Source organism: Dyadobacter sp. OTU695, assembly GCF_038440355.1.
In the GTDB taxonomy this organism is placed as follows: Bacteria; Bacteroidota; Bacteroidia; order Cytophagales; family Spirosomataceae; genus Dyadobacter.
Genome location: NZ_JASATN010000010.1, coordinates 226,480 through 241,171 on the forward strand (window position 1 = coordinate 226,480; position 14,692 = coordinate 241,171).

The 14,692-nt window shown below is 49.3% G+C and carries 14 protein-coding genes; 9 read left to right on the forward strand and 5 right to left on the reverse strand.

Going from position 1 to position 14,692, the window contains the following annotated elements:
- Positions 1-42: 42 nt before the first annotated feature.
- The 5 genes from AAHB90_RS19520 to AAHB90_RS19540 form a co-directional block, all read right to left on the reverse strand.
- Positions 43-2,949: a PVC-type heme-binding CxxCH protein gene (locus tag AAHB90_RS19520; protein WP_342086877.1), complete on the reverse strand. Its 2,907-nt coding sequence runs from the start codon at positions 2,947-2,949 to the stop codon at positions 43-45.
- Between the two features lie 144 nt (positions 2,950-3,093).
- The gene (locus tag AAHB90_RS19525; RefSeq protein ID WP_342086878.1) at positions 3,094-3,978 is read right to left on the reverse strand and encodes a sugar phosphate isomerase/epimerase family protein; all 885 of its coding nucleotides are present in this window, start codon (positions 3,976-3,978) and stop codon (positions 3,094-3,096) included.
- Positions 3,979-4,057: 79 nt separating this feature from the next.
- Positions 4,058-4,417 (reverse strand): YraN family protein, encoded by a 360-nt coding sequence (locus AAHB90_RS19530; protein ID WP_342086879.1) that lies wholly within the window; start codon positions 4,415-4,417, stop codon positions 4,058-4,060.
- A 25-nt stretch (positions 4,418-4,442) separates the two neighbouring features.
- On the reverse strand, positions 4,443-4,682 hold the full coding sequence (locus tag AAHB90_RS19535) for a hypothetical protein (protein WP_342086880.1): 240 nt from the start codon (positions 4,680-4,682) through the stop codon (positions 4,443-4,445).
- Positions 4,683-4,740: 58 nt separating this feature from the next.
- A complete protein-coding gene (locus AAHB90_RS19540) occupies positions 4,741-4,971 on the reverse strand; it encodes a hypothetical protein (protein ID WP_342086881.1) in 231 nt (76 codons plus the stop codon).
- Positions 4,972-5,153: 182 nt separating this feature from the next.
- Here AAHB90_RS19540 and lipB point away from each other — a divergent pair, with 182 nt between their 5' ends.
- From lipB to AAHB90_RS19585, 9 genes are all read left to right on the forward strand, one after another.
- Positions 5,154-5,876 carry a lipoyl(octanoyl) transferase LipB gene (gene lipB / locus AAHB90_RS19545; RefSeq protein WP_342086882.1) on the forward strand — a complete coding sequence of 241 codons (723 nt, stop codon included), beginning with the start codon at positions 5,154-5,156 and terminating at the stop codon, positions 5,874-5,876.
- Positions 5,876-6,289: a hypothetical protein gene (locus tag AAHB90_RS19550; protein ID WP_342086883.1), complete on the forward strand. Its 414-nt coding sequence runs from the start codon at positions 5,876-5,878 to the stop codon at positions 6,287-6,289. Before lipB ends, AAHB90_RS19550 begins: the two co-directional genes overlap by 1 nt.
- 301 nt (positions 6,290-6,590) lie before the next feature.
- A complete protein-coding gene (locus tag AAHB90_RS19555) occupies positions 6,591-7,325 on the forward strand; it encodes a 3'-5' exonuclease (protein WP_342086884.1) in 735 nt (244 codons plus the stop codon).
- A gap of 10 nt (positions 7,326-7,335) precedes the next feature.
- The gene (rnr, locus tag AAHB90_RS19560; RefSeq protein ID WP_342086885.1) at positions 7,336-9,723 is read left to right on the forward strand and encodes a ribonuclease R; all 2,388 of its coding nucleotides are present in this window, start codon (positions 7,336-7,338) and stop codon (positions 9,721-9,723) included.
- Between the two features lie 53 nt (positions 9,724-9,776).
- Complete coding sequence (locus AAHB90_RS19565; RefSeq protein ID WP_342086886.1) at positions 9,777-10,148, forward strand: GxxExxY protein; 372 nt, start codon at positions 9,777-9,779, stop codon at positions 10,146-10,148.
- An 87-nt stretch (positions 10,149-10,235) separates the two neighbouring features.
- Positions 10,236-11,132 (forward strand): 3-keto-disaccharide hydrolase, encoded by an 897-nt coding sequence (locus AAHB90_RS19570; protein ID WP_342086887.1) that lies wholly within the window; start codon positions 10,236-10,238, stop codon positions 11,130-11,132.
- A gap of 113 nt (positions 11,133-11,245) precedes the next feature.
- Positions 11,246-12,898 carry a gliding motility-associated ABC transporter substrate-binding protein GldG gene (gene gldG / locus AAHB90_RS19575; protein WP_342086888.1) on the forward strand — a complete coding sequence of 551 codons (1,653 nt, stop codon included), beginning with the start codon at positions 11,246-11,248 and terminating at the stop codon, positions 12,896-12,898.
- Positions 12,899-13,007: 109 nt separating this feature from the next.
- Positions 13,008-14,132 (forward strand): DNA polymerase III subunit beta, encoded by a 1,125-nt coding sequence (gene dnaN / locus AAHB90_RS19580; protein WP_342086889.1) that lies wholly within the window; start codon positions 13,008-13,010, stop codon positions 14,130-14,132.
- Between the two features lie 184 nt (positions 14,133-14,316).
- On the forward strand, positions 14,317-14,691 hold the full coding sequence (locus AAHB90_RS19585; RefSeq protein WP_342086890.1) for a BlaI/MecI/CopY family transcriptional regulator: 375 nt from the start codon (positions 14,317-14,319) through the stop codon (positions 14,689-14,691).
- Position 14,692 lies beyond the last annotated feature (1 nt).

Sequence of the window (14,692 nt, forward strand, 5' to 3'; positions counted from 1 at the left end):
CAGTAGAATGAATTTTCACTTAAAAAGTGCCGCATTGTACTTTCACTTGAAATTCAAAAGATAACCCGTCAAATCGGCCAGATCCTGTTCATTGAGGCCCAATGCGGTAGGTTCGGGCATTAACGAAGAGAGCATTTTCTCCCTCGTCTTGATCTGATCGGCTTTGATGGTGTGCTGCTGACCGGAAGCGTCTTTGAGCACCACGTTTGCGCCGTCGCTCATGAGGAATCCAAAATAGGTATCGCCCTTCTTGGTGACGATCGTGTAGCTTTCATAACCGAAAACCATGCTGGCCGATGGGTTCACGATTGCATCCAACAATGCCGCTTTATCGAACTTTTTATGAATGGTCGTCAGGTCCGGCCCAATTTCCGCTCCGGTTTTGCCATGCTTGTGACAGGCCGCGCAGATGGTCGAGAAGATTTTCTCGCCGTGCGCCGGGTCTGCATTCATTCTTGAAATAAAATCCGTTTTCAAAACCTTACCGTTTCTAGGGAAAAACTGGCTGGCCACCACGCGCACATTTTGATCGGGATTCTTGAAAATGATTTCGCTGACGGATTTAGCAATCGTGTCGGGTAACTGGCCCTGCACACGCATATCCACGAGGATGTTGCCCCCATTCATATCCGACGCCATTTGACGGGCCGTTTCAATGCGCTGCGGCATGGGTTGCGTTTTATCAGCTACGGTCTTTTTCAGGTCGAGCATGCGTTTGTAGGCGGACGTCATTACCTGCGCGGTGGCCTCTTCCCAGTTCATCAGGTCGGCCCAGTCGTTGCTTTTCCGGAAATTGATCCAGTAGGAAGCCTGCGAGGCAACATCCGGCAATGTGGATTTCGACAACACGATCATCGCTTCGGCAGCCTTTTTGTCTTTAATAAAACCTATGGCTGTCAATGCTTTACGGCGTTCAGGTTCCGTAACTTTGGCCGACCCTGCTCTGGTTTTTAGTTCTTCCAAAGCCGTCAGCGGATGCAAGCGCCAGGCCAGGTTAGCCCGTTGAGGCTTCCAGTTAGGCGGATCGGCTTTGAATGCCTCCCGCACATAAGCGTACACCTTTTCCTCTTTTCCGTCAGCAGCCGTTCCGATAGCTTCCAGCATCCAGGGGTCTTTGCCGTCGTAGTTTTTAATAAGGTTTGAAATACTGTTAAATGCCGCATCAAAAGGAACATCCCGCAATGCTATCCCCACTTCCCGCCGCACGGAGGGATCGGTGTCTTTGGACATTTGTTCGAAATAGGCATTTGCCTTACCCGTCGATTTCAACGCCCGGAATGCTGCCAGCCGGTGCACCGCATTGGGCGACGCCAGCAACTTCACTACCTCTGCATTCCCCGGTTCTCCCAACTGTGCCAACAACCATATCGCCCTGGCCTGATGGTAGGGGTTTTCGGCATTCAGCAGCTTCTTCACATCCGGCACAACCGCGTCCCCTTTTGCTTTTAATCCTTCAAAACCTAGCGCACGAACATTGATAGCCGGGTTTTGCAATGCACTAATGAGCCCGGCGGTCGTGGTGAAATCCAGTTTCGGCGTGGTCAGTTTCTTGCCCTTGGGTGTAATGCGGTAAATGCGTCCATACCCTTTTTTGTCCTTCATCGCATGCCCGCCAACCACGGGATCGTACCAGTCGGCGACATAAATGGCCCCATCCGGCCCCACGGCCACATCCGACGGCCGGAACCATTTGCGGTAATCCTGGTCGGTTTCATACCATTCGTACCGCTCCGAGACTTTTGGGAACGAGCTGATCAGGTCGCGGCGGTTCAATGTAAAGCCTGCTCCCTGCGGCTGCGGCTGGTATGCAAACACCACATTACGACCCGCCTCGCAGCTTAGCAGTGTGCCGCGATAGTTTTTACCCAACTCATCTCCCTCATAAAACACAATCCCCGTCGGCGAGCCCGCGCCCGAATTGTCGCCCGCCGGCATTACGCCCGGGTCTTCCTGGTGCCAGTGTGTAGTGAAAATATCCTGGCCGGGGCGGCGGTCGGCCTGCCAGTAGCGGGTACCGTCGGCTGAGAAGTACCCTGCATTGCCGTTTTCCTGCAAAAATGAAACACGGCAGGTGATCACCTGGTCGTCGTTGTCGTTCTGCCACATATTGCCGTAGCTATCGAGGCACACTTCGTAGCTATTCCGGAAATTATGGCCTAGCACTTTCAGGCCTGTACCGTCGGGATTAATGCGCAATGCAAGCCCGCCGACCCAGATCCGGCCATCGTCTGACTTCTGATTTCCTTCATTCTTCTTATTGTAAGGCGTACCGCCGGTGTAAAGGCTTCCGCTGCGCAAGGTCCAGCCGCTTTTGTCTGTGACATTATGCGGGCCTGCATTACCGGTGTTGAAATAATACTTCCCATCCGGCCCGACAATGAGCGAATGCAGGGAGTGGTCGTGGTCGAAACCGCCGAAACCGGTCAGGAATACTTCGCGTTTATCGGGCTTGTCGTCGCCATTCGTGTCGGTGTATACGAGCAGGTTAGGTGCGCAGGAGACGATCGTTTTGTTGCCGATAACCGCAATGCCGAGTGGCGCCGTCAGTAACGAATCTTCGACGTAAACCTTGGAAGATTCAGCTTTACCATCCCCGTCCCTGTCTTCAAGGATCATCACCCGATCGCCCTTTTGCCTGTGGCTCAGCCTTTCGGCAGGTTTTGTATTAAAATCCCTGTAATTGACCGCCTCCGTGATCCAAACCCGGCCTTTGGCGTCGATATCCATGTTGGTAGGATTGTAAAACATCGGCGCCTCGGCCCACAATGTAGCTTCAAGATCGTCGGGCACGTACAATCGTGAGGAATCGTCGGCAACAGTAACCGGCACCGACGATTGTCTGGGGGGTTGCCCTTTCTGGATTGAAACAATGCTGAAAACAGAAGCCAGCAGAATGCTTGCTGTGAAAATACCGGTTTTACGGAGCGGTAAGATGTTGGTAATGTTCATTGTTTGAACGATAAAAGGGATTTAGGGAGAAAGGGATTAAGGGGAGGAACGGGAGGAGAGGGAGGAGAGGGAGGAAGGGGGGAGAAGTTTTAAAAGAAAAATCCCTTTCCTCCTTCCTCCCATTCCTCCCTTATCCCTGATTATCTATGTCACAAATAACCCTTTAAGATATTTAAGATTATGCTGGTATGTCGGGACGATTTCCGCGCCTTGCGGCGTCGCTCCTTCGATCTGCATCCAGCCTTCGTAACCGATGTCTTTAACGGCTTTCGCCACCCGCGGCCAGTCGAGCGGGCCTTCGCCCAGGCGCTGGCCGTTTTCTTTCATATGTATTTCGCAGATCATGTCTTTGCCCAGCATGGGTATTTCTTTGAAGATATCATGACCGGCGTCGGTGGAATTGCGGAAATCGTAATAGACTTTCACCGCTTTGGAGCCTACTGCGTTGATAATATCCAGATGTTCCTCTGCGCTCAGCCACGATTCGATGCCCAGTGTAATGCCCTGTTTCTCGGCGTGCGGCGCTACTTTTTTGAGCCGCCCGATCACCGCTTTTTTTCCGGCATCGTCGTTGCGCAAGTCGCCCTCGGAGAAGAACGCGAGCAGGATCACTTTCACGCCCAATGCCTTGGCGGCGTCCACGCTGCTCCAGACCCATTCTTCGGTTTTAGGTTGCGATTTGTAGGGTGTGCGGTTCAATTCGCCGATTGCCAGACTCGAAACCTTCACGCCTGTACGCGCGGAAGCGTCGCGAATCGCCTGCAAGGTTTCCGGCACCGAAAGCCCCTTTTCGTCCTTCCCGGTATTATAGCTCACCTGGATGCCGTCCAAACCGATCTGTTTTGCCCTTTCGAACGCTTCGGGGCTTAGCTGCCGGCCTACGGACCAGTCGCAAGCACCGATCTGATATTTCGGGGCAACTGCGCGGCCCGTTTTCAGAGCATTATCCTCGTCAAATGCCGCCGAGGCCAGCAGCAGCGCGCTGCTTTTCAGCATTTCCCGTCGGTTCAATACCAAACCATCATTCATTACAGTCAGATTTTGAAATACTTAAAGAATATCTTCAAAATATGTCGTGATTTGGTTTCTACTTATGCCGCTGGGAACGTTACCGGCTGAATGCGTCTTCGATATGCCGGATATCGTTGGAGCCGTCAGGGAGGATAAGAATGGAAACTATGTCAAAACGGACGTCATTTTCCCAATCCGCATCGAAAATGTACTGCTCCGCTGCACGCATGACCAGTTTCGCTTTGGTCGCATTCACGAATTCCTCCGGCATCCCGAATGCGGTACCGGTTCGCGTTTTGACTTCGACAAAAACAAGGGTGTTGTCTTTCGATACGATCAGGTCGATTTCGGACTGCCAGCTGCGGTAATTTCTGGCGATGATTCTGAAGCCTTTTTCGAGCAGGTATGCTGCCGCGGTGGTCTCGCCCCAGCGGCCGAGGTCATTGTGTTGGGCCATAATGTGTGTGGTTTAGGTATTAATACTAATCCTGGTCAAGCTCGGATACAAGCTGTCTCAGCTCTGTTAGCTTAATGGAATCCTGCTCACTTTTGTCGTAGATGGACAAAAGGTCGACAGACTTTTTCGTCACGTGAACGAAGGTAATGACACGCGCCCCGCCAGACTTGCCTTTCCCTTTGGATTTAATGGCAAGCCTCAACTTATAGCAACCCAGACCCAAGGGAGTGCCATGGACAGGGTTTGATTCAAGAAAGAGTATCAACTCAAAAACCTCATTTGATAGAGAAGGATACTTTTTTTAAAGTCGTTTTAACTCAGACTCAAACCTTTGCGTCGTTCTGACAAAGTAACTCATTCAGGAACTCTTTTGCGTCCCTGGTTTCCAGTTTACCTTGTTCGAGCAGATGCACATCGTCAACAATCTGAACGGCATCATCCAAAATTCTAAAATGGATCGCTTCAAGCTGCTTCACTTTGACATACGGAAGCTCTTTAAGCATGTTCATAAAGGCCTCCGCTTTATCATTTTTGACATCCAATAAAAGCTTCATAACCACAGAATTTAGTTGCATTAACAAATTTAACGAACATTTAGCTAATAAATTAGCGTTGTGAAACCGGGACATGTGTGTACAATCTGTTTCATGACCGGAAGCATCCGGTCTGACATTTAGACGTCAGTTCTACAAATTGGTAACGCCCTGGTCCCAAAATTTTTTTGATACACATTGAAATGAATACCCTGATCAATAAAAAAGTGAGTTTCCGAAACCTGGGTCTGATTGATTATCAGGAGGCTTGGGATTATCAGGAGAAAATTTTTGCGGAGACGTTGGCGATTAAGACACAGAACCGGGGGCTGGATGCCGAAAACCAGCAACTGACGCCCAATTTCCTGCTTTTTTGCCAGCACCCGCATGTATATACGCTCGGGAAAAGCGGTAAGCCCGATCATCTGCTGCTCGCGGAGGAAGACCTGGCTGCCAAACAGGCGAAATACTACAAAATCAACCGGGGCGGGGATATTACATATCACGGACCGGGCCAGATTGTGGGTTATCCGATCCTGGATCTCGACAATTTCTTTACGGACATACACGTATACATGCGCACGCTCGAAGAGGCGATCATTCTAACGCTGGCTGAATATGGCGTGCTATCGGGCCGCATTGCTGGATTAACGGGAGTCTGGATCGATTTTGAGGAACAGATAAATCCAAGGAAAATATGTGCACTGGGCGTGAAGGCCAGTCGCTGGGTGACGATGCATGGTTTTGCATTGAATGTCAATACAGATTTGTCCTATTTTGGTAATATTGTACCCTGCGGGATCGATGATAAGGCGGTGACGTCGCTTTCGGCGGAGCTGGGCAGGGGAGTGGATTTAGAGGAAGTTTCATTTAAATTAAAAAACCATCTGGCGCATTTGTTCAGTATGGAACTGGAAGTAGCGTAATGAAGAAGGATATTATTTTTCACCCTGTGAAGGGAATACAGGTTGCGATCGTAAGAAGTACCAACGAGTTGAATGTGGAAGAGTGGAATGTGATTGTGATCAACCGCAACGACGCGCCGATAACCAGCGTTTTTGTAACCTCGAAGGGTTATGCCAATAGTGAATCCGGGACGAATACGGATCAGCGGACGTCGACACTAAGGCATTTTTTCCCTGAGATACCTGCCGGAGGACATGTGGTAGTAGAACCTATTATGCCGGATGTTTTTCACCTCAACAACGAGTTCTGGGTGAGCTATTTTATTGGAAGTCAAATTTTTGATAAGAAATTCATCTTCGTTCCAGATAGCATCGTCGAAGCAAACATGATGACGATCGATCCGCCGGGGCTGGAAGGCGTGCTGCACGAATGACGGCCGCGTAATTAGCGACGATTTGGAAGTGTCATTTGTGGTCAGGTATTGTCAGGTTCGATCAGATAGTTGGGTGTAGGCAGTCATTTGTTGATTTAAGTAATAGGATAAGTAAGAAGGGCTGTTTGATAATAGAATATTGGAATTGCGGGACAATGGATTGTAAGTCTTGACATTTTCACTCATATTGAAAATCAACGACATTACTTTTTTCAAATCCTTGAATCTTCTGCCTGTAAATAACAACTTCTGACGACAACTGACAATACCGGACACCACTGACATTTAACCGCACCACACTATGACAGAAGAATTTAAACGCCGCGCTAAAAACTTTTTGCTGCTCGACATTGAGACTGTCTGCTCCCACCCAAGTTATGACGAGCTCCCCGAGCGAATGCAGAAGCTCTGGGATAAAAAGGCCCTCACGCTCAAAAAAGGCGACGATACCATCAGCAATGCCGACTACTTCTACGACCGCGGTGCGATTTATGCGGAGTTTGGAAAGATCATCTGCATTGCCTTTGGCGCCTACTATTGGAACGAAAAAGACGAGATTGCGTTTAAAGTGAGTAGCTTCGCCGGAAACGATGAAGTTCAGTTGCTGCTGCAATTCAAGGCGCTGGTTGAAAAATATCCCGCCGAACAGCTGATCCTCTGCGCCCATAATGGCAAAGAATTCGACTTCCCGTTCATTTGCCGACGGATGCTGATTCACCGCATTGAAATCCCCAAAGCATTACAGATCACGGGTAAAAAACCCTGGGAGCTTCTCCACCAGGATACGATGGATCTTTGGAAATTCGGCGATTACAAAAGTTACACTTCGCTCGATCTGCTGGCTGCCGTTTTTGATATTCCCGGAAGCAAAAACGAAATGAGCGGCGACCAGGTAACAAAGGTTTACTACGAGGAAAATGATCTGGCTAAAATTTCCCGATATTGCAGAGAGGACGTAGTCGTGCTGGCACAATTGTATCTTCGGCTACATTGCTTTGACCAAATACCCGAGGTAAATATCCTGCGGGTTGAATAATATTGAATACATGAGAGAAAAAAAGAATAAAAAGAAACTGCAACCTGAAAAAAGGGAGGCTTCCACACCTCATCATATTGTTTCTTACATAGATAATTTAAAGGCGGATATTGCCGCATTCTTCGACCTGAACAGCGAACACGCATTCCGGCCTTTTGATGTGCATGACCATTTTGGGGTACACGATAAAAAAGTAAGGGTGCTATTCAACGAGATATTGCACGAGTTGGAACAGGATGGCAGGCTGGTGTACCACAAAAATGGCACCTATGCCGCGGTTCCGCTTAAAACAAAGCCCGCAGGACTGACCGGCCGTGTCGACCGTGTCAACAAAGGGTTCGCGTTTGTGATCATTGACGGTCGCGACGATGACATTTATGTGGATGCAGAACTGCTGAATGGCGCCTGGGACGGCGATATCGTTCAAATACAGCCGCTTTCAAAGAATATGCGGAATATGAAGATGCGCGATGATTCGGGCCGGAACCGCACCGAAGGTCGCGTTACCGAAATTGTGGAGCGTTCGAATGCTGAAATTGTGGGAATTATCGAGATAAACCCGCGCTTTGCGGTTGTTCAGCCGGATAACAAAAAGCTGTTCGACCCGATTTTCCTGGAACCGGACGAGGTAGGCGAGGCCCACCACGGCGATAAAGTCATTGTCAAGGTAAAGGAATGGCCTACCCGCAGAAGTCAGGCCGAGGGCGAAATCGTGTCCGTACTTGGAAAAGCGGGTAACAATGACGTGGAAATGCACGCAATCCTGGCCGAGTTCGGACTACCGTACCACTTCCCTGAAAGTGTGGAAGCAGAGGCCCAGAAGATACCCGATAAGATTGCCAAGAAGGATATTGCCAAACGCCGCGATATCCGCGACGTGCTGACGTTCACCATTGACCCCGTCGATGCGAAGGACTTTGACGATGCGTTGTCGGTAAGGTACCTGGACGGAGATGTAGTGGAAGTGGGGGTGCACATTGCCGATGTGTCGCATTATGTGCTGCCTGGTACCGAACTGGAAAAAGAGGCATTCCGCCGTGCTACGTCCGTTTATCTTGTGGATAGGACAGTACCTATGCTGCCCGAAAAGCTTTCGAATAACCTTTGCTCGCTGCGCCCGAATGAGGACAGGCTGGCGTTTTCGGCTATTTTTGAGATTACTTCCAAAGGAAAATTGCTGAAAGAGTGGTTTGGAAGAACGGTGATCCATTCCGACCGCCGCTTTACCTACGAAGAAGCACAGGCCGTGCTCGATTCGGGCGAAGGTGATTTCCCAAAGGAGCTGGATACGCTGAACAAACTGGCGAAGATTTTCCGGAAAGAACGCTTCAAAAAAGGCGCTATCAACTTCGAAACGCCGGAAGTACGCTTCCGCCTCGACCCGGATGGACGGCCACTGGGCATTTATACCAAAGAACGGCACGATTCCAACAAGCTGATCGAGGAGTTTATGTTGCTCGCCAACAAGCGCGTGGCTGAATATGTGTACTCACTATCCAAAGGTGAAGACAAAAACACAATGGTGTACCGCGTCCACGAAGCGCCCGATCCGGACCGCTTGCAAACCTTTGCGAATTTTGTAGCGAAACTGGGTCTGAAACTGGAAGTGGAAGAAGAAGGTCAAATCGCCAAGTCGATGAATGCCATGCTCGCGAAAGTGGAAGGCAAGCCAGAGCAAAACCTGATCGAATCGCTGGCTGTGCGCACCATGGCCAAAGCGCGGTATAGCACCGCTGATCTTGGCCACTTTGGTCTGGCTTTCAGGCGGTACTCGCATTTTACCTCGCCTATTCGCCGCTATCCCGACGTGATGGCACACAGGCTCTTGCAGCATTATCTGGACGGCGGAGCCAGCATGGACAGCGAAACCTACGAACTTGCTTCGAAGCACTCGTCGGAACGCGAGCGGCTTGCTGCGGAGGCCGAAAGGGCATCCATTAAGTATAAGCAGGTCGAGTACATGAGCATGATGGATCCCGAGAAGGAATTCGACGGCATCATTACCGGCGTGACCGAATTCGGCATTTTTGTTGAAATCACGGAAACCGCTTCGGAAGGCCTCATCCGTATGACCGACCTTGGCGACGACTATTACGAGCTCGACAAGGACAATTACCGCGTAATAGGCCAGCATACCAAGAAAATATATGCATTTGGCGATGCGGTGAAGGTAAAAGTAAAGGAAACCAACCTCGCGCGCCGCAGCATGGACTTATACCTCGCAGGTACAAAACCTGGCCGTAGAAGCGAATTCAGCAGGCCCGGATTCAGCAGGGATAACGACAGAAGGCCACGCGACCGCAAGCCGAAGGAGCCGCGTGGCTCAGGCAGGGTGAAACGCAGCAGTGGTGGTGGAAGCGGGGACAGCTCGCCGAAGCCTAAGCGGCGGAGGCGGTAGTTGTTACTTTTTTGATTTTTTACGTCTAAACAGGACAATCAAACTTGTTTGACATGGAAATCATCTACAAAGAAGAATCGTACTCCATTATTGGTAAATGCATTGAGGTACACAGAGAGCTGGGTCACGGATTTCTTGAAATCGTTTACAAGGATGCCCTGGAAATACTCTTTCGGCAAGGATGCATCCGTTACGAGAGAGAGAAAGAGTATCCTGTTTTCTTTAAAGGCATTTTACTCCCTCATAAGTTTTTCGCAGACTTCGTTGTGTTAGATAAGATCATCTTGGAAATTAAATGTGTTACCTATTTGACCGACGAGCACATTGCGCAGACTTTGAATTACTTGAAAGTTTCGGGGAATAAACTGGGACTATTGGTGAATTTTGGGAGAGGGAAGTTAGAATACAAGCGACTTGTCCTTTAATTTTTAATGCCACGAAGGCACGAATAAAACACGAAAAGCCTTAGTGAAAATTCGTGTCTTCGTGGCGCTAAAATAAACAAAGCACCAATGATCAAAAAACTAAGCTTCCTATTACTAACATTATCTGTCTCAATTTCTGTCAACGCCCAAAAACCTGCCGACAAAGAGGAATGGCAATCCCTCTTCAACGGCAAGGACCTTACGGGCTGGGATGTTAAAATTGCCGGCCATAAGGTCAACGACAATTACAAAAACACCTTCCTAGTCGAGGACAATATGATCCGTGTGAATTATAAGGAGTACGATAAATTCACAACGGAATATGGGCATATGTACTATAACAAGCCTTATTCGCATTATAAAATCAGGTTGCAATACCGCTTCACGGGCAACCAGGTACCTGGCGGGGCTTCATGGAATGTGCGCAACAGCGGCATTATGCTGCATTCGCAGTCGGCGGCTAGCCTTGGCCTCGACCAGGATTTCCCGATCTCGCTGGAAATGCAATACCTGGGCGGCCTCAATGCAGGCGAGCGCAACACGGGTAACCTGTGCACGCCCGGAACAATTGTCGATATCGACGGCAAACTGGCCGAGGCACATTGCATTAACTCCTCTTCCAAAACATACAATGGCGACCAGTGGGTGGATGCCGAAGCGATTGTACTCGGCGATTCGATCGTTTACCATTTGATAGGAGGCGATACTGTCCTCGTGTACACCAATCCGCGTATAGGAGGAGGCTACGTGGGCAAGAACCATACTTTCAAGGATGGGAAAGTGGGTAGTGAATCTGAATGGATCAAGAAGGACGGCACAAAGCTGGGTAGCGGTTACATCGCATTACAGGCAGAAAGCCACCCGATCGACTTCCGGAACATTCAATTACTGAATCTGAAAGGCTGTATGGACCCGAAAGCCAGCAACTATAAATCCTATTACGTCGCTGCCGACAACTCAGCTTGTACCTATAAAAAGAAATAACATCCGCGAACCGGGCAATAAAACCCGATTGATTTTCGGTTTTTTATATTTTTGCAGGAATGGACGGTTCGTCTGAATCGTCCATTTTCCGTTTAAAAACCAGCCTTGTGCTAATGAAAAATACCATTACCCGGTTTGTATTGCTCGTGGTGGTCCTGGCCGGGATCAACTGGCTGGCTTCGTCGTTCTTTTTCAGATGGGACCTGACCGAAGATAAAAGGTACAGCATATCGGATGCCACCAAACAGCTTCTGGGAAACCTGGAAAACGATGTGGTTGTGAATGTGTATCTCTCAGGTGATTTTCCGGCCGGCTTCGAACGTCTCGAAAGCGCCACGCGGGAAACTTTGGAAGAATTTAAAACCTACGCCAACGGTCACCTGATCGTCAACTATTCCGATCCGTCGGAAGCCACCAGCGAAGAACAGCGTCAGAAACAATATATGAGCCTCATCGACCGGGGGCTCAATCCTACCAATGTATTTGCAAATGAAGATGGTAAGCGCACTGAAAAAATCATTTTCCCCGGTGTTATCGTTCAGGCCGATACACTTTCGGTTCCTGTCCAGTTATTAAAAGGGAATAAAGCGAGCTCGCCGGAGGAACAGCTGAACCAATCCTACGAAGGCGTGGAATTTGAATTGGCATCGGCTATTCGCGTACTGGCGAATCCTCAGCGCAAAAAAGTAGGTTTCGTAGTAAGTCATACTAAAATTTCCCCCGCCCGCCTGAGCGACATTATCGCTACGATCCAGCAGAGCTACGACGTTTTTCTGGATATGAACAATCCGGAATCGTACGAAGGCCTGGACGCGTTGATCGTGATGAAACCCGACAGCGCATTTTCAGACGACGAGAAATATAAGCTCGATCAATATATAGTGGGCGGCGGTAGGGCGCTGTTCTTTGTGGACGGAGCCCGCGTAGACAGCGTAAGCCTGGATGGCAATTATGCGCAACCGCTCGATCTCAATCTCGGCGACCTGTTTTTTAAATGGGGTGTCAGATTAAATACCAACCTGGTTAAAGACCTGAACTGCGCGCAAATCCTGCTGAATGTGGGTAATGTGGGTGATAACCCGGAGATCCGTCCAATGCCATGGCGGTTTTTTCCGCTACTGAATAATTTTGGACAGCATACCGTGACCCGCAACCTGAATGCGGTCTACACGAGATTTTTAAGTTCAATCGACACTGTCGGAGGGGCCGCCGGCATTACCAAAACCCCTTTGCTGATGACCTCGCCTTATACGCAGCTCGTGAATGCGCCTGTGCTGGTAGGCTATAATGAGGCACGTAAGGACCCTCAGCCGTCGGAATATCGCTCGGGTATCAAGTTGGCCGGCGTCTTGCTCGAAGGATCATTCACGTCGCTCTTTCAAAACCGCATTCTGCCCGGTGATCCGCGGGCAGCGAAGTTCAAAGCGAGCGGCAGCGCCGGAAAGTTGATCATCTGCTCTGACGGCGACCTGATTGTGAACGATTATGATTATAAAAGGAATGCACCATTACCACTCGGTTACGACCGGGTAACCAAGCAGACCTTCGGCAATAAGGATTTCGTGCTCCACGCCTTGGATTACATGACCGACGCGAACGGTTTGATCAATGCCCGCGGCAAACAGATCGCGATCCGTGCTTTGGATAAAATAAAGATCCAGGAGGACCGGAAGTTCTGGCAGGCGCTGAATTTGCTGCTTCCGGTAGTATTACTTGGTATTTTCGGGGCACTCAGATATTATCTTAGAATCCGAAAATTTGGTTAGTAACCGGCTCGGAGCTTCCGTAATTTTTTATACTTTTGTTCCCTACAAAAAAGTTTTTCCGGAATCTTCCGCATATAAATCTATCAACTAAACACTTACGTCACGAATTATGAAGTTTGTCGTTTCGTCATCAGTTCTACTTAAACAGCTATCCGCTATAAACGGTGTCGTTTCAACGAACCCAATTGTGCCAATCCTTGAAAATTTCCTGCTTACACTGGAGGGAAATTCATTGACCGTGACTGCGTCCGACCTTCAAACCGTAATGATTACGGAAATTGAAGTGGAATCGTCCGAGAAGGGCGCCATTGCCATTCCCGCAAAGTTGCTGCTCGACACCCTCCGTGGCCTGCCCGAGCAACCGATTACCTTGCAGGTGAATGGTGAAACATTTGGAACCGAGATTATTTCCGATAACGGCCGTTATAAACTTTCGGGCGAAAACCCGATCGATTTCCCAAAAACACCGGTTGTGAACCGCGGCCAGTCCGTTGACTTCTCCTCCACCGCGTTGGGTGCGGCTATTTCGAACACATTGTTTGCAACCAGCACCGACGATCTTCGCCCCGCTATGACAGGGGTTTTTGTTCAAATGGGTGCAGAGAGTGCGACTTTCGTTGCTACCGACGGCCACCGCCTGGTGCGGTATCGCCGTACCGACATCAAATCGGACGTCGATACTTCGATGATCATTCAACGGAAAGCATTGAACTTGTTGAAAAGCTGTCTGCCGTCCGAGGATGTCCCCGTAAAAGCGGAATTCACCTCTTCCAATGCATTTTTCAGCTTTGGCAATATCCGCATGATCTGCCGTTTGATCGACGAGCGTTTCCCGGATTACGAAAACGCGATCCCGACCAACAATCCGAACACGCTTACCATTAACAGACTGGAAATCCTCAGCTCCCTGAGACGTATTTCGATCTATTCCAACAGGACAACCCATCAGGTACGCATGAAAATGGCGCTGAACGACCTGGTAATCTCTGCCGAAGACCTCGATTACTCCAACGAAGCCAACGAGCGCCTGATGTGTGAATACAATGGCGACGATATGGAGATTGGTTTCAATGCTAAATTCCTGATTGAAGTACTCGGTAACCTTTCCAGCAAAACCATCACCTTCGAATTATCCGCTCCGAACCGCGCCGGCCTTATTATACCGGTCGACCAGGAAGAAAATGAGGACATTCTGATGCTCGTGATGCCGGTTATGCTGAACACTTACGTGTAGAATTCACCATTCGATATTCCAAAGTCCAGCGGCTCTGCTGGACTTTTTTTGTGCCGCAACTTTTTCAAATACAACTACTTAACAGCGAGGGAAAGCTAATTACGAAAAAAATCGTAGTTAGGCCTTGCAAGTACGATTTTTTTCGTAGACATTTGATACGAAGATTGTCGTAATCCAAAATATCATGTATATCAAGCCCACCGACTCTGAACTGGAAATTCTGAACTACCTATGGCAGGCAGGCCCCAGTACCGTCCGTGCCGTGCACGATGCCCTTTCCGAAACCAAAGACGTTGGCTATACCACGACTTTGAAACTCATGCAGATCATGCATGACAAAGGGCTGCTTTACCGCACGGAGCAAGGACGATCGCACATTTACGTGGCGCTTCTCGGCAAGGAGGAGACGCAGCAAAATTTGGTAGGTAAAATGGTTGAAACCCTTTTTCAGGGGTCCGCGGCGCAGATGGTTATGCAGGCGCTGGGGAATTACACCACCTCCAAGGAAGAACTGGATGAAATTCGCGAGTTATTAAATAACCTGGAAAACAATCGTTAGC

What these genes read in the sequence shown, in the direction of transcription:
- AAHB90_RS19520 (WP_342086877.1), bottom strand. Translation starts at nt 2,949, where the DNA reads ATGAACATTACCAACATCTTACCGCTCCGTAAAACCGGTATTTTCACA.
- AAHB90_RS19525 (WP_342086878.1), bottom strand. Translation starts at nt 3,978, where the DNA reads ATGAATGATGGTTTGGTATTGAACCGACGGGAAATGCTGAAAAGCAGC.
- AAHB90_RS19530 (WP_342086879.1), bottom strand. Translation starts at nt 4,417, where the DNA reads ATGGCCCAACACAATGACCTCGGCCGCTGGGGCGAGACCACCGCGGCA.
- AAHB90_RS19540 (WP_342086881.1), bottom strand. Translation starts at nt 4,971, where the DNA reads ATGAAGCTTTTATTGGATGTCAAAAATGATAAAGCGGAGGCCTTTATG.
- lipB (WP_342086882.1), top strand. Translation starts at nt 5,154, where the DNA reads ATGAATACCCTGATCAATAAAAAAGTGAGTTTCCGAAACCTGGGTCTG.
- AAHB90_RS19550 (WP_342086883.1), top strand. Translation starts at nt 5,876, where the DNA reads ATGAAGAAGGATATTATTTTTCACCCTGTGAAGGGAATACAGGTTGCG.
- AAHB90_RS19555 (WP_342086884.1), top strand. Translation starts at nt 6,591, where the DNA reads ATGACAGAAGAATTTAAACGCCGCGCTAAAAACTTTTTGCTGCTCGAC.
- rnr (WP_342086885.1), top strand. Translation starts at nt 7,336, where the DNA reads ATGAGAGAAAAAAAGAATAAAAAGAAACTGCAACCTGAAAAAAGGGAG.
- AAHB90_RS19565 (WP_342086886.1), top strand. Translation starts at nt 9,777, where the DNA reads ATGGAAATCATCTACAAAGAAGAATCGTACTCCATTATTGGTAAATGC.
- AAHB90_RS19570 (WP_342086887.1), top strand. Translation starts at nt 10,236, where the DNA reads ATGATCAAAAAACTAAGCTTCCTATTACTAACATTATCTGTCTCAATT.
- gldG (WP_342086888.1), top strand. Translation starts at nt 11,246, where the DNA reads ATGAAAAATACCATTACCCGGTTTGTATTGCTCGTGGTGGTCCTGGCC.
- dnaN (WP_342086889.1), top strand. Translation starts at nt 13,008, where the DNA reads ATGAAGTTTGTCGTTTCGTCATCAGTTCTACTTAAACAGCTATCCGCT.
- AAHB90_RS19585 (WP_342086890.1), top strand. Translation starts at nt 14,317, where the DNA reads ATGTATATCAAGCCCACCGACTCTGAACTGGAAATTCTGAACTACCTA.